The sequence below is a fragment of the Lachnoclostridium sp. An196 genome (assembly GCF_002160135.1).
In the GTDB taxonomy this organism is placed as follows: domain Bacteria; phylum Bacillota; class Clostridia; order Lachnospirales; family Lachnospiraceae; genus Hominiventricola; species Hominiventricola avistercoris.
Genome location: NZ_NFJZ01000012.1, coordinates 37,448 through 58,239, shown reverse-complemented (window position 1 = coordinate 58,239; position 20,792 = coordinate 37,448). Strand labels below are relative to the sequence as shown.

Annotated in this window: 16 protein-coding genes and 1 pseudogene; 2 read left to right on the top strand and 15 right to left on the bottom strand. The window is 44.2% G+C overall.

Annotated elements, in window-relative coordinates:
- Positions 1–2: 2 nt before the first annotated feature.
- Positions 3–2,366 carry a hypothetical protein gene (locus B5F29_RS13580; protein WP_087155161.1) on the top strand — a complete coding sequence of 788 codons (2,364 nt, stop codon included), beginning with the start codon at positions 3–5 and terminating at the stop codon, positions 2,364–2,366.
- On the opposite strand, the gene B5F29_RS13575 is transcribed toward B5F29_RS13580, so the two are convergent.
- The 11 genes and pseudogenes from B5F29_RS13575 to B5F29_RS17210 all read right to left on the bottom strand — a co-directional run bounded on the left by B5F29_RS13575 (position 2,367) and on the right by B5F29_RS17210 (position 14,864).
- On the bottom strand, positions 2,367–3,965 hold the full coding sequence (locus B5F29_RS13575; RefSeq protein ID WP_087155160.1) for a hypothetical protein: 1,599 nt from the start codon (positions 3,963–3,965) through the stop codon (positions 2,367–2,369). It lies immediately after the preceding gene.
- Positions 3,962–6,712 carry a hypothetical protein gene (locus B5F29_RS13570; RefSeq protein WP_087155159.1) on the bottom strand — a complete coding sequence of 917 codons (2,751 nt, stop codon included), beginning with the start codon at positions 6,710–6,712 and terminating at the stop codon, positions 3,962–3,964. Before B5F29_RS13570 ends, B5F29_RS13575 begins: the two co-directional genes overlap by 4 nt.
- A gap of 90 nt (positions 6,713–6,802) precedes the next feature.
- Entirely contained in the window at positions 6,803–7,303 is a 501-nt protein-coding gene (locus tag B5F29_RS13565) for a zinc ribbon domain-containing protein (RefSeq protein WP_087155158.1), read from the bottom strand.
- Positions 7,304–7,334: 31 nt separating this feature from the next.
- The gene (locus B5F29_RS13560; protein ID WP_087155157.1) at positions 7,335–8,438 is read right to left on the bottom strand and encodes a hypothetical protein; all 1,104 of its coding nucleotides are present in this window, start codon (positions 8,436–8,438) and stop codon (positions 7,335–7,337) included.
- 26 nt (positions 8,439–8,464) lie between these two features.
- Positions 8,465–9,547, bottom strand: a complete 1,083-nt coding sequence (locus B5F29_RS13555; RefSeq protein WP_242955673.1) for a hypothetical protein — start codon at positions 9,545–9,547, stop codon at positions 8,465–8,467.
- A 39-nt stretch (positions 9,548–9,586) separates the two neighbouring features.
- Positions 9,587–9,640: pseudogene (locus B5F29_RS17320) on the bottom strand (zinc-ribbon domain-containing protein); the annotation flags it as partial.
- A gap of 23 nt (positions 9,641–9,663) precedes the next feature.
- A complete protein-coding gene (locus B5F29_RS13550; protein ID WP_087155155.1) occupies positions 9,664–10,074 on the bottom strand; it encodes a hypothetical protein in 411 nt (136 codons plus the stop codon).
- 22 nt (positions 10,075–10,096) lie between these two features.
- Complete coding sequence (locus B5F29_RS13545; RefSeq protein WP_087155154.1) at positions 10,097–11,650, bottom strand: WG repeat-containing protein; 1,554 nt, start codon at positions 11,648–11,650, stop codon at positions 10,097–10,099.
- A 52-nt stretch (positions 11,651–11,702) separates the two neighbouring features.
- A complete protein-coding gene (locus tag B5F29_RS13540; protein ID WP_087155153.1) occupies positions 11,703–12,140 on the bottom strand; it encodes a zinc ribbon domain-containing protein in 438 nt (145 codons plus the stop codon).
- A 59-nt stretch (positions 12,141–12,199) separates the two neighbouring features.
- The gene (locus B5F29_RS13535) at positions 12,200–14,209 is read right to left on the bottom strand and encodes a choice-of-anchor X domain-containing protein (protein ID WP_242955672.1); all 2,010 of its coding nucleotides are present in this window, start codon (positions 14,207–14,209) and stop codon (positions 12,200–12,202) included.
- A gap of 577 nt (positions 14,210–14,786) precedes the next feature.
- Positions 14,787–14,864: a group II intron maturase-specific domain-containing protein gene (locus B5F29_RS17210; protein ID WP_242955676.1), complete on the bottom strand. Its 78-nt coding sequence runs from the start codon at positions 14,862–14,864 to the stop codon at positions 14,787–14,789.
- Positions 14,865–15,170: 306 nt separating this feature from the next.
- On the opposite strand from B5F29_RS17210, the gene B5F29_RS13525 reads away from it, so the two are divergent.
- Complete coding sequence (locus tag B5F29_RS13525; RefSeq protein WP_087155150.1) at positions 15,171–15,503, top strand: helix-turn-helix domain-containing protein; 333 nt, start codon at positions 15,171–15,173, stop codon at positions 15,501–15,503.
- Positions 15,504–15,556: 53 nt separating this feature from the next.
- Here B5F29_RS13525 and B5F29_RS13520 read toward each other — a convergent pair whose 3' ends face one another.
- The 4 genes from B5F29_RS13520 to B5F29_RS13505 form a co-directional block, all read right to left on the bottom strand.
- On the bottom strand, positions 15,557–16,207 hold the full coding sequence (locus tag B5F29_RS13520; protein ID WP_087155149.1) for a YigZ family protein: 651 nt from the start codon (positions 16,205–16,207) through the stop codon (positions 15,557–15,559).
- Positions 16,207–18,114, bottom strand: a complete 1,908-nt coding sequence (locus B5F29_RS13515; protein WP_087155148.1) for an ATP-dependent helicase — start codon at positions 18,112–18,114, stop codon at positions 16,207–16,209. Before B5F29_RS13515 ends, B5F29_RS13520 begins: the two co-directional genes overlap by 1 nt.
- A gap of 7 nt (positions 18,115–18,121) precedes the next feature.
- Positions 18,122–19,570 carry a glutamate--tRNA ligase gene (gene gltX, locus B5F29_RS13510; protein ID WP_087155147.1) on the bottom strand — a complete coding sequence of 483 codons (1,449 nt, stop codon included), beginning with the start codon at positions 19,568–19,570 and terminating at the stop codon, positions 18,122–18,124.
- Between the two features lie 289 nt (positions 19,571–19,859).
- Positions 19,860–20,576, bottom strand: coding sequence for a hypothetical protein (locus B5F29_RS13505; protein WP_087155146.1), 717 nt, complete (start codon positions 20,574–20,576; stop codon positions 19,860–19,862).
- Positions 20,577–20,792 lie beyond the last annotated feature (216 nt).

Genomic DNA, 20,792 nt, shown 5'->3' with positions numbered 1-20,792 from the left:
ATATGAAAATAAAACATTTGTTTCCGGCAGCCGCCGCGATCCTGGGACTCTTCGGTGCAGCGTTTATTTCCCATAATAATATTGGGAATACTCACCTCCGACCCACCGGCGGGACAAACCAGCTTTTATCCCAAATCAGGCAGGATCCTTTCGTCCTGGCCGTCCGGCAGGCACTGGAAACCTATCATTCTGAAAACCACACAGGCCATGTACCGGAAAACACCTCTGTTGACACAGATACCGACAATACCTCCTCAGATACCGGATGGACCGGATCAGCCGCACTTCTGGAAACCGTCCGCTCTGCAGACTGGACGGTCTCCATATCTTTTTCTGAGGACGTTCTGGAGATTTCCGCTTATACTGTCCCGGAAACCGTCGCCTCCTCCCCCGAGGCAACCTGTGAGTGGGCCGCCGATTTGATTACAGAAGAAGGAAAGAACGATTATTTCTGTGATTACTACACCGGCCGCCGGAGCAGCAGCCGCATTATTCTGCTCTGTTTTGCAGAAGAAAGCAACGATGAAAGGATTCCGTTTTCCGACGGCGGAGATCAGGTTCTCCTGTACCGTCAGGGACAGCAGGCGTACCTCGCCCGCCTTGTCTCCAGCTGTCCGCCGTCCGGTACCCCGCAGGTTTCACAGCAGGATCTGTGGAACCGCATCATGCGGGAAACCTGCGACACAGTAAAGGACGTTCGAAGGGATCTTCTTCACCGAACCTGTTTCCTCTATCAGGATATCAAAACGGATGAACTGGAAGAACACGGGTGCACGCGGCGCAGCACCCGCGATGAGATCCTGGACTGGACTTACACGGACATTCCTTTCGGCGGACAAACCGTTACCGGAACCGTCACGGCCGCTCCGGCCGACTCCATTCATTTTTATCAGATGAAACTGACGTCCGCAGACCGTACCATTCTACAGACCATTGAACTGGACGATTACCGGATTTCTCTTCAGGACCGGAACGACGACGGTTATACGGATCTGGTGGAAAAAGAAGGGCAGAATCCACACTGTCAGCCGCTGGAACTGCGTGCACATTTGTGGGACCCGGATGCCGGACAGTTTCTGCTGACGCCCTATGCCCTGCCTCTTTCGGATACGCCGCCGGACAACTCCAGCCGGTACACACTGGAAGAACTGAACGTCCAGCTTATGGAAAACGGTTACGAACCGGTGGTGGAATACCGGGAATGGTCCACCCCGGAATGGCCGCATCCCCTGATTCGTTTCACTCTATGCGGGAGAAACTCCGAAAACATGGATATCCCTGCGTGGTTTTATCTCATGGAAGTATTCTCCGACGAGAAAGAGGCAGAGCCGGCCGCAAAAATGTACCTTAATTTCTACAATCCCATAAGCGAAGTTTATATAAATACTGCAGATTTTAATTTCGACGACATCCCGGATCTGCGCATCAACCATCATACCCTCGCCCAAAATGAAGTATTTACGACCCTTGTCTGGCAGGAACGTCTGAAAACTTTCGCGGTGATCGGGATCGACTCCAGAGGCATTTCAGCCGACGCGGAACAAAATGCGATTCAGTGCTGGATTTATGGGGGCGCCAGTTACAGATCATGGGATCTCTACCAATGGTTTCCGGGGTCCCTGCGCAGAACCGGGGAAATCGTCCAGCATACAGACCGGCTCGGCAAAACTGTCAAATACGAATTTTTCGCGTGGGAATATCGGAATGGGAAAGCGCAAGAGAAGCAGCTCGTGTGGGAAGCGGTGTACAGTGAAGAGGAATTTTCCCAGGAACTGGAAGAGCAGGCCCTTGAAGACCAGGCCCTGATCCGGGACTGGATCATCGGGAAATATGCGGATGCCGCCGCAGAACTCCCCGCAGATGCGGGCACCGGGAAACCGGAGAATTCCGATGTGTTTTCTCTCAGTTATAACGAAGAAACCCATACGTATTCCTACCGGATATTCAGCCTCCAGGGCGGTGTCCTGGAAGAGAAAGCAGACCTTTCAGGCAATGTTTATCTGGAAGAGCTGCCCGGAAATCTGGTGCATCTGCAAATCAGCGCCGGACCGGAGGCAAAGATGGACTGGTATTTTGACCGGAAGACCGGCCGGAAATCAGAGATGTTCTGGAATGTAAACGCCGTCCGGGGACGCAGAATCGCTTACATGGATCAGAACGGCTCGGAACTCTCCCTGATTGTACAGGATATGTTTGAGCCGGAAAACGGTTTCTGGCGGCTGGAACGGGACTTCTCCCCAGTGGCTGCCGGAGTTTCGGTCCTGCCGTACGCCGCGTTTCTGACGGACGACGCGCTGCTGGTCCATTATCTGAGCGGGGAAACCTATGAATTGTGCCGGGAGATCATGCATCTCCCGGACTTTTGATCAGCGTTTCCTATTCCCCTTCCCATATTTTCCAAAAACAATTTTTATATAAAAGAAAGTTACAAAAATAATTCCGTATGCTCCCGCCCAGATTTTCCAATCAAAATAACGGTAGCGGATATCTATTCTGCCGTTCTCATAAAGATCCGTTTCTAAGCTTTCCTTTCCACCCTGTATAATGCTTCCCGCAGGAAGTTCATAACTTATCCTGAAATTTTCCGGCTTTTGATAACCATTCAGAAAATCCGCCGCCCTTATACTCTCCTGAATTGTGCTCTCATCAAAAAAATATCCATTATTTTCAATTTGCAGGGTTCCGACCGCTCCCAAAATCTGCTCTGTAAATTCAAGAATCTGACTGTCCATATAAGAAGAAAAGCATACCTCATAATTACGCTCTTCTCCCTCATCATATATATTCAGCACTGTTCCGCGTATCATACGCTCTTCCAATATGCTTTTTATGTCTTCATGAAAATTCTCAGCCAGATTTTTCTTTATTTTAAAGACAATGACACGTTCTTTTCTTCCAAGCAGGCCGCCTACCCTTGTGTGAATTGATACTTCCTGAAATTGGGGCAAATCCGGATAACTGTACTCTATCCATGCCGGTTCCATATTTTGATACGATATTCGGTCCTCTTCCACTTCTCCCGCTTCAGATAAAACCGTAATCTCCCCTTCCCTGTCCGACAGTTCGTAGACAATCTCCGCCACACAGTCTTCCGACATTAGTTTCTGAAAATCAATGATCTCCCTGATGTGCGTCTGCAGCCCCGATCCATCCCATTCTTGCTCCTGTTTTAACACATCGGGGACACCCAACAGGACAAATGTCTGATTTGCGATTTCCCTGTATGAATATGCGGACATTTCACAGGAAATATCTGTCTGTCCGTTCTGCGTATTTACGGCCAGAAGAAGCCCTGCATACTCTTCATTTTTTTCAAAATACTGTTTTCCCCTCGTTTCCCACACTTCCTCTGCCATAGAAAAATTGATAGATCTCTCCACTTTTCCGTCCGCCGCTTTCCTTGTGCGGATACTTAATTGTTCTACAATCGAAGGGAGCTCTTCCTGTCTCAGATCCATATTCTCAAATGAAACATGATCTTCACCAAATAAATACAGTCTGCTGTCTTCAATCACAAACAAATCTTCTGCAGAATATTCGCTCACCAATTCCTTTTCGGCCAATTCTTGAAACAGCCAATTCATCAATTCCACGGATGGAAAACTTTCTTCATAGACGATTCCATTCTCAGTAAAATATACGATCAGCGGTTCATATCCTAAAAGCTGCTCCGTCTTGTCCACATAGTCATTAAAACTGTCAAATTCATAAGAAATCTCCGCATAAGTGTCCCTGTCCGACGTATAAATTCGATAATTAAGCCAGTCAAATCCACAGGTCCGAAACAGCATTTCCAGAGAATACCGGCCTCCGGAAATATAATTTTCCAGATCTGACTGGGATATTACAACACATAATTTTCTGTTTCCTTCAAACTCTGCATCCTCTGTTTCTACGGCATAACTTACATTTTTATAAGAAATAAGACTTACAGCCAACATATATATCCAAATCCACTTTTTCATACCGCCTCCTGATAAATCGAGTATCTGTAAATCATCGATGAGCTCTCTCCATCCGGGATCGTATAAAAGTAGATAATATTATCTATAATGACAGTAGCGCAGTCGGTCAAATTATAATTAACCTCCGAGCGCGGAAAACTTTTCAGCAAAGTCTTATTGGAAAAATTTTCGTCCAGCCGGTAAAGAAAAAGCTCCGAATCATTTTGATCGAAATAGTACCAATATCCTCTTTCATCCTGCACCAAAGTAAAAAACGCTTGATCAGATTCCGTTTCCACAATATAGGATGGCTCCGTCTGATTTGTATAACATACAATTTTATACGGATAACTGCTTCCCTCCTGATCATTTTTCAGCGTCGTAAACATTCCTTTTCTGGTAGGCATCCAGCCGGTCAAGCAGTCCGTCTTGATTGCCTCTCCACCCTCAATCATCACATAATAGCTCGCGGAACTGTTTCTCAAATATCCACTGGAAACAGGCTCGTTCCGATATGTGTACTCGCCCTCTTTCCTCAGATTCATGTCCTGAATTTCCAGATTCCCTCCGAGCTCCGTAACCGTTCCATCTTGTGTCACAGAATAGTATTCACTCCCTCTGCCCAAAAACGCTGCAATGCCAGATTTGCTTCCGGTCACCAGGTAAGTATCTTTATCGGACTGATATTCCATCAATTCCACATTCTCCGAAAAATCCGCAAATTTTTGTTCATTCAGGCTTTGACGGTCTAGTTTCCTGATTTGTTTTCTATTATCTCCCGGAACATAAAAGAGGGTTTCTGAATCATTGTACAGCACCCAAGACACATTGCTTATAATCAAACGGCTCCCGGCGCCGTCTTTTGCCACTCTATATACATCATATATTCCTTGTTCCTCTGTACAGCGCAGTTGATAGATATAGGACTGATCAATTCCGCAAATCATATAAAATTCATCTTCAGAAACCGTATATTTTCCTGTTCCATTTTTTTCTGTTCTGATCAGACACCCATTCTGGTCTTTATAATAAACATACTGCTTGTCATACGCCGCCAATTGCCCCGCATTCATATTTCCCACGTCAAAATACGTCGAATTTTTCTCTCCCAATTCATACAGCGTGCCGTCCCACAAAGTATACGACAGTGAAAATTCAGGGCTAAAAGTAAAGTATAAGAGCTTTAAAGATGCTTTCAACTTCATGCGGATATCTAAGATTTTCAGATAGATTCGCAAATATCCGTCTGCCTCTGCATCGGCTCCTCCTTTTCCTATTTCCAGAGACAATTCTCCTTCCGCCTCCGCCCCTACTTTTGCCAGAGCAATATCCGCAACATTGATATTGGCCACAAAGATCAGCGCCGAAACTCCTAAGAAATTTACATCCACATCTCCTTGTACTTCAGCAAGAAATCCCCAGTCATATTCAGGATCTTTCTCTTCTGTCTTCCCTGTATCTTCTGTCTGCATAACTAACTGTCCGTCCCTGACAAACACAAAATCCCCCATATCAATCTCATCTCTGTATTTGAAAAACAGTTCTGTTTTCAATGAAATATTCCCACTAATATCTGAATACACCATAATTCCGCCTGCCACTGGAATATTGGTCAGCGCTTTATAAGTGCTGTTGTCATTTCCTCCCGACGCGACAAGCTGTATGGTCGTTCCTGTAAGGATATCTATGTACACCAGCGGAAAAAGTTTATTATCCAGACCCGATATTTTAACAGCATCTCCAAACTCTATTTTCCTTGCTTCCTTCGCATCCAACTTATCAAAATCGGTCTCCGCTTTCCATCCGACTGCCACATTCGTCACATAATCAGCCCTCGCCCCTGCCGATAATTCTTTTATAAAATTATCGTAGGAAACGCCGAAATCCGCATTTGCCCTCACCTGCACCCTGTCTAAGCCGACTTCCCCTTTAATCGCCAGATTCGTCTCTTCATCTTCATTCTCCCTTATCCTTTCATATCCTTCCATATCGTTGATATATTTTCCAAGATCAAAATCAATATTTAATAAAAAAGATGCTTCTTCAGACACAAAGGAATTTCCGCTGTCACTGGCTGCCGTTTGCCTGTATGCCATAGCGGAAGCCGCAGCTGTGTCGTCTGTTTCTGAGGTCACAAGAAATCCTTCCGGGTCCAGATAATCTTCGTTCAGATCCACATCGTCCAAAGATGCCCCCACTTCTACGCTCACACCGTCGAATGCTCGAATCTCCCGGATATTCTCTTCCAGAAGATATTCTTCTATTTCCAGCTGAAAATCGTCAAAGACCTCATCCATCGCAGGATTTTCGGCATAAATAACAATCTCATTCCCCTGATCCACAGATACAATCTTGCCAAAATAAGGTTCCCCGAAAGGGGAATCCGCCCCTCCATCCAAGAAAAAAATATCGCCGCTTCCCAGATTTTCAAAGTATGGAGCCGCTTCCTCCTGGAGAACGATTTCATATCCATCGTCCATAAGCTGTACCGTTTCAACCGCATCACAGATTGTTTCTGAGTCCAACTCTGTAAAACAAGTCACGTTAGGATTTATAATCCCTATTGCATCTGTACCCGATCCAATGCTGTCCAAAATTGCTTTTCTCTCTTCTTCCCGGTCAGTTTCTCCATCCGCTGTCTCTTCATTCTGAGCCCTGGTCATATCATAAGTAGCGGAAGGAGGCTGATAGGTTCTTCCCCACAATACTCCTGCCAATATAACCAAAATCAAAATCAGCGAAATAATAATTTTCGTTTTCTTTTTCATTATGTAACCTCAAAAATTCCTATTTTTCTGTAAAAAACGGCACAGGAAATCATCTGCATTCCTGTACCGTTCCATCCTATCCTTCCATTCTTATAAATAGCGCAAATTATAAAGCAAGATATCCAGAAGCGCTCTTCCAGGTCCTATCGTAAAGAAAAGCAGAATCAGAACAATCCACAATATCAATACACAAAAATAAGAACGGGCAAAATTTCTCACATTGATATTCTTCGTCCCTCCGAACGCAAAAACCAGAAGAAAAATAAATCCAATCAATGGAATCCCAAATAAAATCTGAAGTCCAAAATACCCCCACATACCAATAGGCTTATATATTGCATTTTGATTTTTTGAAGCCGAGGCATCATTATCGCCAACCGAAGACTGTGTATACGCATTCGCCTGTGATACCAACACATTATTCTGAGGTCCTGCGTATGTACTTGCTTTTTGTTCCAACGAAACCGGCTGCTGAGAATCAGGAATTTCTTTTTCCGTTTCCTTTACCAGCCCTTCTTCCAGAGAAAACCCACAATTCTTACAAAAAACAGCGCCGTCGCTGTTCTGTGTACCGCAATTACTGCAAAACATCCTTTTTCCTCCCTATTATTGCTTTTGTTCCTCAAATATCAAGTTCTGAATATGGAATTAGTCCTGCACTCGATAATGGAATTGCCAATAAACTTCCAAGATCTCCCCCTTGCTCCAAGTTATACCATTTATCTCCATCTTTGCAGCAGGTCATAGCGAGCAGCCAGTCCTCTCCGTTTATCTCTATACAAGCGGCGATATACTGATACTCATCGAATCCAAAATAGGCTGTGGATCTTTGAGAATTTGCCTCCATAAATGTTTCATATACTTCTGTCAAGGAACCGGGATCTACAAACTCCTTCAATTCCATCGTTGCCATAGAAGAAGTAAATCCTTCCCCCTGATATGCATCAAGAAATTCATCAACAGAATTTTCCTCAAACAACGGAATTACCGTATCATCATAGAAAAATCCACTATACGTTACATATTGTGTATACAAATTTTGCGTAATATCTGCCGCACGGCCTTGAATCAGGAGCTGATGTTCGTAACTGTCCCCAGTAATTTTAGTACCTCTTCCCCATCCTGTCTTCGCCGACCATGAGCCCAATCTTTCCAAAAAAGCCCTGGTTTCAAATTTGTCCACATAACTTTCTATAACAAATGTTGAGACTGCAGCATCTATGTCTCCATTTTTTAAAGCATTTATATACGCTTCTACGGATTCTTCCGGCGAAGAATATCCATCTCCTTCTAGTTTCCGCACTGAACTTTTCGCGCCATCTGCATCTTCAACTACAGAGGCCTCTAGATCATTATTTATTTCCGCGTCGTTTGTAATCGTATCATCCACACTTACTTCTTCCGTCGGCTCATTGTACAAAGTTCTTTCTTCATTGTCGTTTACAATTTCCAAAACACCATCTTTCAGATTGGTAATTGTATACGTTTTCGTCAAACCATAATATGTATAATCCAGTTTAAAAATATTATCATTCACAACTGCCCAGGTTCCGGATGTTTCTGCGATATCGCAGGTACCATCGCTATACAAAACAAATTCTGGTTCATTCTCTCCAGCACCATACCAAGCCCCAATCAAACGCTCTTCATATGATTTCCCGCAACCTGTAAGTATGGCAACGATCAGTACGGTAATCCAGAACATCTTTGCTATATCCTTTTTCATAAATATAATCTCCCCTCTATCAAAGATCAGTCATTTACTTCCAGTTTTTCATATTCGTACTCATAAGAATACAATAGTTCTCCCGATTTATTGAACCAGGAAGTTTTTACCACGTTTCCCGCATCATCATAAGTATCTTCCGAATAGCTGGAGAGTGTATCCCTAGGACTTCCTATTTTTACAAATCCGTTCCCTGCCGGCTCATATCCTTCTGCCGGCTGCATATCCACAGTTCCATCTTCGTTATAATTGATAGTTCCCAACCATTCATCATTTCCATAAAAATCAGCGCTCCAGGAATGCATGTCTTCATTACTTTCCCAACCAGATAAATTCCCATTATCATCATAAAAATATTCGTAGATATAAGTTCCAATTAATATTCCCTGTGAATCGTAAGCCTGTTCCGTTTCTGTTGTCACGTTTCCATCCGAATTTCTCTTATATTCCATGATCTGAAAACTTTGAGTACCCTCTGGATGATACGTCTGTCTCAAGATTCCTTTTCCATTTTCATATTCCACACTACTTTCTAAACGCCCATCTTCATAATATGAGTATTCTATCCAGTCGGGTTCACCATCTTCCACATTATAAAATTTTTCTAATTTTAATCTTCCATTCTCATCGTATTGGTTTTCCTTGACTAATGCGCCGTTTTCATCGTACTCATATTCATAATATATATTTTCCGTCGTACCGTCCGGATAAGACCTTACCGCATGCGAAATATTTCCTCCTTCATCATACGAAAAATCCATTCTTGAAACTTCTTTGCCGTTCATATTTCGATATATCTGACTGGTTTTTCTATACTCAAAATTTCCCTCCACTTTTTCTTCCTGCTTTTCCAGCTTCTCCAAAGACTGCACCGGTTCTTCCTCCGGCAAAGATTCCTCTTCTTCCGCAAGTTCATTTAATGCAGGTCCTGTGGGTATATTCCTTCCCATTCCTTCTTGAGGATTGTTTTTAAATCTCCATACCAGAAAGAATCCTGTTCCCAGAACCAAAATAACTGCTGCCGTTATCGCGGCAATCCGCCCTTTCTTTCCGAGAACAGCCTTTTCTTTGTTCTCTTCCAATAATGCAGGAGGCTCCGTACTTTCCACGGCTGCCTCTTCGATCTTCAGTCCATAAAGAGTTTTCGCACCGCAGTATTTGCAATATTTCGCATCGGGAACCAGTTGTCTCCCACATTTCATACAATACATAGTGTTTTCTCCATCTATAGATTCTTATCCACTATATTATCCAGGAATCGGATATTAACGTTCTGGAACCTCCACGCACTCCATCCCATCACGATCAGCAGCACGTCCTCCACCAAACTCAACGCAGTTGACAATAAAGAAGTGAGATTCAGCGGCACCGACATCTGCCACGGAACAGGAAACCATCTTAGTATGTAATTAATAATACTTACAATTTTGTCCACGCATCCCAGTCCCGTTTGCAAAATGGCAAACCCTAAAATCAGAGCAGTCATCTTCACCGCCTGTTTTTTCAGCCAGCCATTTTCTTCAAAAGCAAGTATGTACACTGCAAACAAAAATGCCAGTACCGAACTGTAAAGTCCCAGAAAGTACACTGCCGCTCCGGCTAAGCCTATGGTAATTCCAAGTTTTGTCTTATTCATGTGGTTAATCTCCTTTCGTTTTTCACGCTTCTAAAGCACTTTTATCAAAAAAAGCTCCCGCACTTGTGTATTGGCAGGGAATCATCATCTTTCCTTCGGAATCGATATAACCCCATTCATTCTCTACTGCCACAGCAAGCGGCGAACCTATAAAGCCCATTTCATTGGAAATATCATCGATTTCAGAAGCATGGATTTCACCGTTATAACTTGCATAAGTCCCTCTCTTTGCTTTCATAGAAACTTCCCACCGGGTATCCATGAGATTCCATTCGCCGTCCATCTTAATCGCACACATTTCCACTTCACCTGTCTCATTGTTATAGATTTTGCGAAACCATTCTTCATCATCGTACTCTTGCTGCCATTCTCCTTTTAACTCTCCGTCCTCTCCAAAAAGCTGTACTTTGGAATTGTCTTCTGAAAGTGCGATAAACCCTGCTTCCCCAAAATAAAATATATCATCGTAAACAATGTCATAAATAAAATCCATGATCACCTCATTATTATCATTAACAATCCCCCACTTTTCAGTTCCGTTATCTCGGGCAAGCCATGCAGTACCCGCCCTAGAACTTAAGAAAATTTGAGTGCTGTCAAACGGCCCGCCCGTTATTTCCCCTTGCTCATCTAACATCCACACTATATTTTCATCCCATGCCAATATGTAATCATCACCAATAGTTATTTGACTATATACAGGATCAATTACAATCTCGCCCTTGGTATTTATACACCCCCATTTCCCATCTATCTCTGCTCCGCATAATCCGCGTTCATCAAAACGGACATCCATATCCACGTATTGGTACATGTTAATCTTAATATCTCCATTTTCATCAATAAAATAGCGATCTCCAGCCTCCGTTTTCACCGCCGCCAGTTCTCCACTGCCAAATCCGACGGTATAGGCGTATACAGGTTCAATTACTATTTCTCCTTTCGTATTAACATATCCCCATTTTTCGCCGACCCGGACTTTCGCAAGTCCATTAGAGGCAAATCCGTACACTTCATCATAAACGGGATATACCACCGTGTTTCCTTCTGCATCTACAAACCCGTACTTCCCGTTCTCTTCAAAAGCTCCCAATCCTAGATACCAATTTGACTCCGGAATGGGTTCATACAAATTAAATAAATAATTAAAATAGTTTTCCTCACATGGTTTAAAACGTTTTGGCAATACATCGCCTTCGGTATTAATATAAGCAATGCTTTCATCATTTAGATATACATAGGCAATTCCATATCTATTAAAATCTCCGATCCGATTAACGTTATCCAATTGGATTTCTGCAAGCTTTTCATTCCTTCCATCAATGACATACCAGTCTCCGTATTCCTCGACTATCGCCACCCAGTTTTCTCTGGGATCATCTTTTACAATGACGCTTGCAATCTTAAATGCGCCAATAGATGCCCCTGCGGCCAATATCAGAGATGCTATAAAAAACAATACTTTCCGCCCTCTAAATGACGAGTTTTTAGACTTTGTATTTTCTGTTTTTGTACCGCATGCCGGACAAAATTGGGTCCCAGGCTTCAATTCATGGCCACAATTCTTACAGTACATTCATACACCCTCTCTGCTGTATTTTACTTGTCAGTTTTCCATGCCGCCTCTGTCATTCAGCCACTCTGGTCCCACATTTCACGCAGAATTTTGCTCCAGATTCCAACGGCGCCCCACAATTGGAGCAGATATCGTTTCTTTTTAACTGTTGTCCGCAGTTCGGGCAGAATAAGCTGGAATTAGGGATTTCCATATTACAGTTGGGGCACAGGAACACCCCTTTCAATTTCCTCAGATCTGTTTTTAATTCTTCCATCTCTCCCGACAGTGTGTCTATCTCCGAAACCAATGCCGAATAGTCCGGTTCCGTTTGTTCTTTCACGGAGATATAATGCATCTCTCCCATGATTGCAAAACACTCTTTTTTCCTCGCTTCCCTTTTTGCGATCTCTCCGTTTAAACGGGACTGCTCGCTGATTTCCTTCGCTTTCATGGAAAGGTTATTGCTCGCCTCTGTTACTCCGTTTCCGATCTTATCAAATATTGACATTCTTTTATCCTCCTGATAATTATTATTTATTCATTGGTTAAGTATATTTCTTACAGTTTTTAATAAGTCGCAATCTCCGTATTCAACGCCGGTTTTATGATTCCTTCTTCATAAAAATATCCTTCTGTCACTGGTGACACTTCCACGTTTTCATCTGTATAGGCAACTCTTACATTCTTATTCCATATTCCATCACAACAGTTGATATTGATAATTCCATTTTTTCTTTGATAAATGGACGTGACTTCATATCCATCCGCTGCTATCTGCGCCAGTATATCATCCGCTCCATTGTATTGCCGGAACTCATCCGTTGTAATCGCTGTCCCTCCATATTCCTTCAAACCATCATCCCAGTAAAAATAGTATACATTCCACGTATGCCCGCTCCCATCTACACTGGCGTCATATTGGGAGTCCGTCATACACATACGCCCCTGCTCATCCTGATATAAACCCTCTCCTATGCCTGACCCATCCACCTCACGGATCGTATCTTCGTCTATCTGATAGTAGAAAGTAATGCCTCCTGTGGTAAAATATTGTGTGACGGCAAATATTTTTTCCGTTCCAAAATCAAAGACTTTTCCGGTATCCCAATATCCGCCAAAATCCCTGATAGCTTGTACTCCGTTTCCCGTAACCAGATAAAAGATTCCTACATAACTTCCATCAACTTCATCCTCTCTTCCGCAAAACGCAATCGCCTCATGAGAATCATTATTGTCAAAATCATCATAGATAAAATTCAAAACTGGCTCTGAGGTATACTCGCTCAATATTTTCCGCAGGCTCTCTTCGTCCACTTTTTCATATTCGGCGATCCGATAGTTTTCTGCCTGTTCGCCTCCAAAAATAAGCACTTCTGCAATGCTGTCCTTTATACCATATCCTCTGTCGTCTTCACCGTACTGCTCTTTTGCCAGTTCCAGCGCTTCGCCCAGCGTATGATAGTTTTCCGTATCTTGGTTCAGAATCGTCATATTATTCATAACGGACTGAATCATCAATAAATCGTACACTGTAAATATCGTATCTGAATTTGCTGTGACTGCCGCTGCCCCTTTATTTAAAAACGAATTTGCCAACACATCATCCATTCCGCTCTTGCAGGTTCCCAGATAGAAAAAGCTTCTGGAAAGATCTCCGCAGTATTCGTCAATGTATTTGGAAGTGATACCGGCACGCCCATCCGACAACCACACAATCTGTCCACGTACAGCATCTCCAAAGTGATGTATCCAATCGAACATTTCTCCTGTCCCTAGTATGGAATGGTATTCGGCGCTGTAGCCTCCATGGCCATGCCACAAAATGATCTCATCTGAGGAAAATGACCGAATCAAAGACAGCGTAACTTCTTCTCCGTCATAATCAGTTTCTGAAGAAAATGAACAATTACCAAAAACGCCGTCCAGTTTTTCTGCCGTTTGATCCGGTAATTCCAGATATGGATCTAACCAGCCGGGATAAGTTCCCTCATATGGCTGACAGGTAATCACTGACAGAGAAAGTTCTTCTCCTTCCTCATCTGTTCCTTCCACTGAAGGACTATATAAATACGGTATGCCGCTGTGAAAACGGAACAAAACATTTCCATCGTTTATTTCATAATCAAGTATCTGTTTCCTTTCATATAATTCCCGTACATAGTCTGATATTTCACTCATCACATCCGGGAGCTTTTCATCCGGCACGTAACCATTCTCATCCGCATATCCGCTTTCTATCTCCGACAGTTCTCCCTCTATCGATTTCATCTCATTTATTATTTCCTCTGTCGGAACTGAAAAATAATAAACATCTACAGAATTTGAAGTTTCCCCGTCCGCTTTTGCATAATATCGGACAGTACCAGTTTCTTCTGATTCCAGTTCTATGTAACACGTATAAATATTATCTCCTGCCTGTTCGTCTCCATGAGTCCCGTCATCATACATTTCACTGACCACGGTGTTCTTATCTTCACAGAGATGAATCTCTCCCATATCGGTCAGTGCCCGTACCGTAAAACGGCTTTCTTCTTCCTCCTTCACTGGGAGATAGACCGTTTCTGATTCCAGATCCACCAATAACTCCGACTGTCTATAAAAAAAAGGAAAGATGCTGTATCTGTCATTGATAATCCCTAATATCCAGAAAAAACCAATTCCCGAAACTGAAAGCGCTATTAACATGCTCAGAATGATTCTCATCTTCCGCGCTTTTTTACAACGTTTTAAAATAGGTTTTTCTTCACTGTCTCTTCTAACTAGAGTGCCACAATAAGGACAGAAGCTTGTATTATGAGAAATTTCTTTTTTGCATTTCGGACATTTCATTTTCGTACGCTCCCCATACCACCAGATAAGGGAAATTTGATCCTCCCTTCCAAACCACGCAGTGTACCGTTCGGTACTGTGCGCTTCAATAGTTTACATGTACTTTTAGATAGCGGACAGCCATGGATGGTTATCCGAGTCTGTCCACTATTATTATACTGATAAGCACAGTGTTCAGCATTTCCGACACTCTCCATGTTTCCTTGCGATGGTTTGCCATCTTATGCACTTGCTCCTCCGGCAGATAAAGTACCCGAAATATTTTATACCTCATCCACACTCTCTTCCATTGTTTCTAATACACCGCACAGATTCTGTGACGGAGCTATTCGTCCATGTCCTCCATTAAGTTTTTCATGTCTGCATACCGGTAGTAGTTTATCCACCCAGTCGTATATCTCATGAGTTTCTCTTTCCGGATTACTCTACTTGTCAGAATTCCGCCTAATACTATGATTACGCGAAAACTTTCTTCATCTTCCATTCCTACAAACTATACTTTTGATATCTTTTATATTTTTTTCATATTCATAGTATATATTTTTGCTTTAGTACTGTCAACTATACCATTAAAATCGTTATTATCTCTACCATCTAATAAAATATATTTAGTATTTATAGTATACATTTTTCAAAATTTAATATTTATGATCTATTGTTTATATTTCTCAATATTTATAGTCTATATTCAAAAAGAAAGGGGGACGACATGTCTATTGCATTTGAGATTGGACAACGAATTCGCTTTTACCGAAAGAAAAAGCATCTGACACAGGAACAGCTTGCGGAACTCTGCAATTTTCACCCTACCTACATAGGGCAGTTGGAACGGGGCGAAAAAAACGCCACTCTTGAAAGCATTTACAAAGTAGCGCAAAGTCTCAACATTTCCCTAAGCCAATTATTTGAAAACATTGAACAGTACGAAAATAGTACGGACAACATACCATTTCGAATATATCAGCAACTCATAAAACTACCTCTAGAAAAACAAAAAAAGATGGAAAAAATTTTTCAAGAAATTTTTTCCATCTTGCAGTAAAATTAACAAAACCCATGGAGCGCAATCTGAACTTATCTTCACCAAATGGTTTTTCAAAACCTCACATACTTTCCATCCACCTCCGCGTAATACAGGCTCCTTTTTTCTTCCATAGATGCCTGTCCGCTGGTGGCTTCCGTTACAGCCTTGCGGATTTCCTGCACACGGGAAACCGGGACCAGCACAGTAAACTGCACCTGGTCCGTATACTCGGCGTCCAGAATCGGAATCTGCCGCTGCCCGAACAGGTACTGCAGTTTTCCGATTCCGTTGTAGTCCGTGCCCACCAGGAGTTCCGTACCCCAGTATTTCGTGATAATCCGGCTGTTCTTCAGCCCTTCCTGGACTGCCGCAGAATATGCGCGCACCAATCCGCCGGTCCCCAGAAGGGTCCCTCCAAAATAACGGGTGACAACCACTGCCGTATTGGTAAGGCCCGCTCCGTCCAGCACATCCATCATGGGTTTTCCCGCCGTCTGGGACGGCTCCCCGTCATCACTGCAGCGCATCTGTTCCTGGCGTTCTCCAAGGATATAGGCGGAACAATTGTGGCGGGCATCCCAGTATTTTTTCTTCATTTCTTCGATAAAAGCAAGCGCTTCTTCCTCTGTTTCCACCGGACGCACATTGGCAATAAATCGGGATTTTTTCTCCACGATCTCTCCGGTACCGCCTTCATATACGGTCTTATACTGCTCTACCATCATTTCCTCCTTATCCTTCCCATCTCATCTTCCAGGGGATTTTTTCGGGTTTTTCCAGACGCTGCAGCATCCGGCTCTTCGCCCCGCAGTTCTCTCAGGAATCGGGACGGCTTCAGCTCATGGCTGAACTGTTTCTTCGCATAACAGATGGTCAGTTCTTTCTTCGCCCTGGTCATGGCCACATAGAACATCCGCCGTTCCTCTTCCAGATCTGCATCCAGCACCGCCTTCTTATATGGCGTGATCCCTTCCGCAGCGTCCAGGATAAATACCCGTTCGTACTCCAGGCCCTTGCTGCTGTGCATGGTGGCAAGCTGAACGCCGTCCCGGACCTCCTTCTGCTGCCGGCGCATCTGTTCCATCTCTTCTTTATATTTCTCTATGTAATCAAACCATTCGTCGTAAGTCTTGAACGGCCGCGCGCTCTCCTGCAGCTCATTCGCCGTTTCCAGCAGATCTTCCTCGTTCATCCGGCGGAACTGGGCGTACTCTCTCAGATAATCGTCATAGCCGATTACATGGCGGATATAACTGACCGCCGCAAACGGCCCCATCCTGCCCAGCATTTTCAAGTCATAACAAAGTTTCTCGATCCGGTCGCACACGTAACCTTTATCCTCGTAATACATCAGCATATGTTCCCAGGAGATCACCTCGTCGTCCAGGCATTCCCGGTTCAGATACCGTTTGGGACGGTTCAGCACCGGCAGAAGATCCCTGCGCAGGTTGGATCCCATAGCCAGCCGGATATAGCAGAACAGATTTTTGGCGATCCAGTGTTCAAACAGATTCGGCATCTGGTCCCGCACCCGGAAAGGCACATTGTATTCCATCAATTTCTGAATCAGAAGCCGGGGCTGCGTATTGGTCCGGTACAAAACTGCGGTGTCTGACCACTTTCCGCCATTCTGCCTCGCCCGCTGCAGTTCCCGTAAAAGAAAGAGACACTCCTGCTGCTGATCCGGGAATTCCAGCGTCTTCACCGGAGGTCCGTCCCCTCCCCGGGCATGAATTTCTTTGGCAAATCTGGCTTTATTCCAGCGAATCACCTGTCCCGCCGACTCCACGATCTGTTTCGTAGAACGGAAATTATCGTTCAGGATCACCTGCCCCGCCGAAGGATAATCTTTCTGGAAATTCAGCATGATCTCCGGCTTCGCACCGCGGAAACGATAAATCGACTGGTCGTCGTCTCCCACAATAAACAGATTGTCCTCCGGTTTTGCCAGCAGTTTCAGAATATCATACTGGATCTGGTTAATATCCTGAAATTCGTCCACCAGAATGTATTGAAATTTTTTCTGCCATGCGGACAGGATATCCGGTCTTTGGGACAACAGTTCCCAGGTATAGACCAGCATATCGTCAAAATCGATCAGCCTGGCCCTGCGCTTCCGTTCTTCAAACTCATCGTAAATCTTTCGGAATATTTCCTCCGAGCAGTTTTTAGAGAAATAATGCTCCGGCGAGATTCGTTCATTCTTCAAAAGGCTGATCTCCGCCGAAATTCCCGACAGAAACTCATTTTCATCATCGATCTCCAGACGCAGCCGTTCCACCGTCTCCTTCAGATACTGATAACGGGTCTCCTCCCGGAGGATATTTCCCGCCGTAAATCCGTAGGAAAGCTTCAGGATGCTGAAAAAAACGGCGTGGAACGTGCCGAACGACACAGTCGTATGATCTTCTCCCATCAGGCGCAGAAAGCGCTCCTTCATCTCACCTGCAGCCGCTTTGGTAAACGTAATGACCAGGATGGAGGAAGGAGAAATGCCGCAGTCCTGTACAAGGTACTGCACTCTTCTTGTAACGACAGTGGTTTTGCCCGAACCCGGGCCTGCAAGGACGAGCAGCGGTCCATCCTTATGACGGACCGCCATGCTCTGTGATTTTGTAAAAGAACTCATAGACAATTCAGCTCAATTTCTCGATCGCTTTCTTGATGCGGGCAATGGATTCCTCCTTGCCGATAATTTCCAGGATCTCAGTTGCTCCGCAGGGCGTCATCTGCTTCCCGGATGCGGCGGTACGGATCGGCCACATCACATAACCATTCTTATAGCCTTTCTCCGCAACAAAAGCGCTCAACATGGAATACAGCGCGTCGTTGCTGTAATCTTCCTGCGCCTCCAAAAGCGGCAGCACCTCTTTCAGAACCGTCAGGGAAGTTTCCTGTGTGGTCTTCATCTTTTTATGTGTATACATGGACACGTCATACTCCGGCACTTCCTCGAAGAAATCGATCAGCTCCTTGATGTCCGGGAAGATCTCGATGCGTGTTTTCACCATCTGGGCGATCTTGCGGAAATCATAATCTTTCGTGATCACTTCTTTCATGATCGGGAGCGCCTGCTCATAAAACGCTTCAAAATCCATGGCTTTGATGTATTCGCCGTTCATCCATTTCAGCTTTCCGTAGTCGAACACCGCCGGAGATTTGCTCATATGGTGATAGTCAAATTTTTCAATCAGTTCCTGCAGGGACATGATCTCCTGGTTGTCCTCCGGCGACCACCCCAGAAGCGCCACAAAGTTCACCACTGCCTCTGTCAGGAATCCCTGTTCGATCAAATCTTCATAGGAAGAATGTCCGCAGCGTTTGCTTAATTTCTTATGATTCTCGTCTGTGATCAGCGGACAGTGTACATACACCGGCACTTCCCATCCGAACGCCTCATAGAGACGGTTGTATTTTGGCGAAGAGGACAGATATTCATTTCCTCTCACCACATGGGTGATGCCCATCAGATGGTCGTCTACCACATTGGCGAAATTGTAAGTAGGATATCCGTCGGATTTGATCAGGATCATATCGTCCAGCTCGGAATTATCCACCGTAATATCTCCGTAAATCTCGTCGTGGAACGTGGTCGTCCCGGTCTGCGGATTGTTCTGCCGGATCACATAGGGCACGCCCGCTGCCAGTTTCGCCTCTACCTCTTCTTTGCTCAAATGCAGGCAGTGCTTGTCATAGACCATGATCTCCTTGCCGGCCACTTCCTGCTTCAGCCCTTCCAGACGCTCTTTATCACAGAAGCAGTAATATGCTTCTCCTTTTTCGATCAGTTTCTTTGCATATTCCAGATAGATCCCCGCCGCCTGGCGTTCGCTCTGTACATAGGGACCTACACCGCCGTCCTTATCCGGACCTTCATCATGGATCAGGCCGGTTTTCTCCAGCGTGCGGTAAATGATATCCACCGCGCCTTCCACATAGCGCTCCTGGTCCGTATCCTCGATACGCAGCAGAAAATCTCCCCCTTCATGTTTCGCGATCAGATATGCATACAGCGCCGTACGCAGGTTTCCCACGTGCATACGTCCGGTAGGACTCGGCGCGAATCTTGTCCGTACTCTCTTCATCACTTGTATCTCCTTCTATCTAAAATACCGGCATACTGCCTATAATTGTACCTTTTCAAGGCTCTTCATCCGATTATAAACGATCACCGGATGATTTACAAGGCTAAAAACAGATATGCGTATTTTCGCATCTGCATACGAATCGTCTCCTGTACTCTTATCAAAATTCTGTCTTCATAAACACCCTGAAACTCCTGCAGAATTTTTTCTACATCCTCCATCTATGCGCCATTTATTCTGATTCCCTTTTGAGGAAGTCCAGCCATAATGCATCTCTTTCTGCATTTCGTCAATATTTACTTTCATCCAGCTTCCACTCCCTTTCTGTTTCCGCCATAAACGTCAGCAGCTTTTTCCTCCTGTCCGTCCCTTTCCTGGATCCTTTCCTCACCTGATCATATCGCAATATCCAGTCTTTCCCCATCCGAATCAGATATTGATGATCACCACAAACCCTTCCCGCCGTCTTTTCCAAAATCTGAAACGGATCATAACTGTCAATTCCCATCCTGTGCAATTCCGCTTTAATTCCATACCTTGTCCGGGGCATACAACGTGTCTCCAGAAATGTTTCATAATCTTCCCAGCTCGGATGTTCCTGGATACCAAATGCTCTGCTGAGCATATCATCTGTCAGATTCTCAATCTCTACTCTTTGTGTCAGAGCGCTGGCATCGATAATCGTTGTGGGAATCTCTTTATCCGCATAAACATATACGATGCGTGACTGTTCCGATGCTTCTTTTATGATTTTTTGCACCGTGCTCAACGCAATCCCTTCCTCTTTTGAGATTACACGCATGGTATCCCTTTTACGATATCGCGCCAGAATCCTTTCTTTTACTTCTCTCTTTACAGGAGGACGTCCCTTTTGCTTCTGTGGTTTTTGTTCTGTCTTTAACTGCTCCAACTCCAGAGAAACACGTTCATATGCGTCTAACAAGGAACGGATTTTATTTTGAAGACGCTCTATTTCCTTTTGCTGTTCCATTTCTTTCTGCGTCAAGGTGTCCTCTCCTTTTACCTTTTTTCCCATTATATCCCGTTTATGTTCATTTAATCAACAATTTTATGAACATTTTTGCGTAAAATCACCTTTGAAAAAACAGCTGAAAATGCTATTATTGAAAGCGACGTGTAGCATTTACTGCGTAAATCCAGTTAAATGCTACACGTTTTTATCTTGAATCGAGAATGCTGCCCGGCAGGCCATTTCCGCCTG

Coding starts and splice junctions, on each gene's coding strand:
- B5F29_RS13580 (WP_087155161.1), top strand. CDS start 3: ATGAAAATAAAACATTTGTTTCCGGCAGCCGCCGCGATCCTGGGACTC.
- B5F29_RS13575 (WP_087155160.1), bottom strand. CDS start 3,965: ATGAAAAAGTGGATTTGGATATATATGTTGGCTGTAAGTCTTATTTCT.
- B5F29_RS13570 (WP_087155159.1), bottom strand. CDS start 6,712: ATGAAAAAGAAAACGAAAATTATTATTTCGCTGATTTTGATTTTGGTT.
- B5F29_RS13565 (WP_087155158.1), bottom strand. CDS start 7,303: ATGTTTTGCAGTAATTGCGGTACACAGAACAGCGACGGCGCTGTTTTT.
- B5F29_RS13560 (WP_087155157.1), bottom strand. CDS start 8,438: ATGAAAAAGGATATAGCAAAGATGTTCTGGATTACCGTACTGATCGTT.
- B5F29_RS13550 (WP_087155155.1), bottom strand. CDS start 10,074: ATGAATAAGACAAAACTTGGAATTACCATAGGCTTAGCCGGAGCGGCA.
- B5F29_RS13545 (WP_087155154.1), bottom strand. CDS start 11,650: ATGTACTGTAAGAATTGTGGCCATGAATTGAAGCCTGGGACCCAATTT.
- B5F29_RS13540 (WP_087155153.1), bottom strand. CDS start 12,140: ATGTCAATATTTGATAAGATCGGAAACGGAGTAACAGAGGCGAGCAAT.
- B5F29_RS17210 (WP_242955676.1), bottom strand. CDS start 14,864: ATGAGATATACGACTGGGTGGATAAACTACTACCGGTATGCAGACATG.
- B5F29_RS13525 (WP_087155150.1), top strand. CDS start 15,171: ATGTCTATTGCATTTGAGATTGGACAACGAATTCGCTTTTACCGAAAG.
- B5F29_RS13520 (WP_087155149.1), bottom strand. CDS start 16,207: ATGGTAGAGCAGTATAAGACCGTATATGAAGGCGGTACCGGAGAGATC.
- B5F29_RS13515 (WP_087155148.1), bottom strand. CDS start 18,114: ATGAGTTCTTTTACAAAATCACAGAGCATGGCGGTCCGTCATAAGGAT.
- gltX (WP_087155147.1), bottom strand. CDS start 19,570: ATGAAGAGAGTACGGACAAGATTCGCGCCGAGTCCTACCGGACGTATG.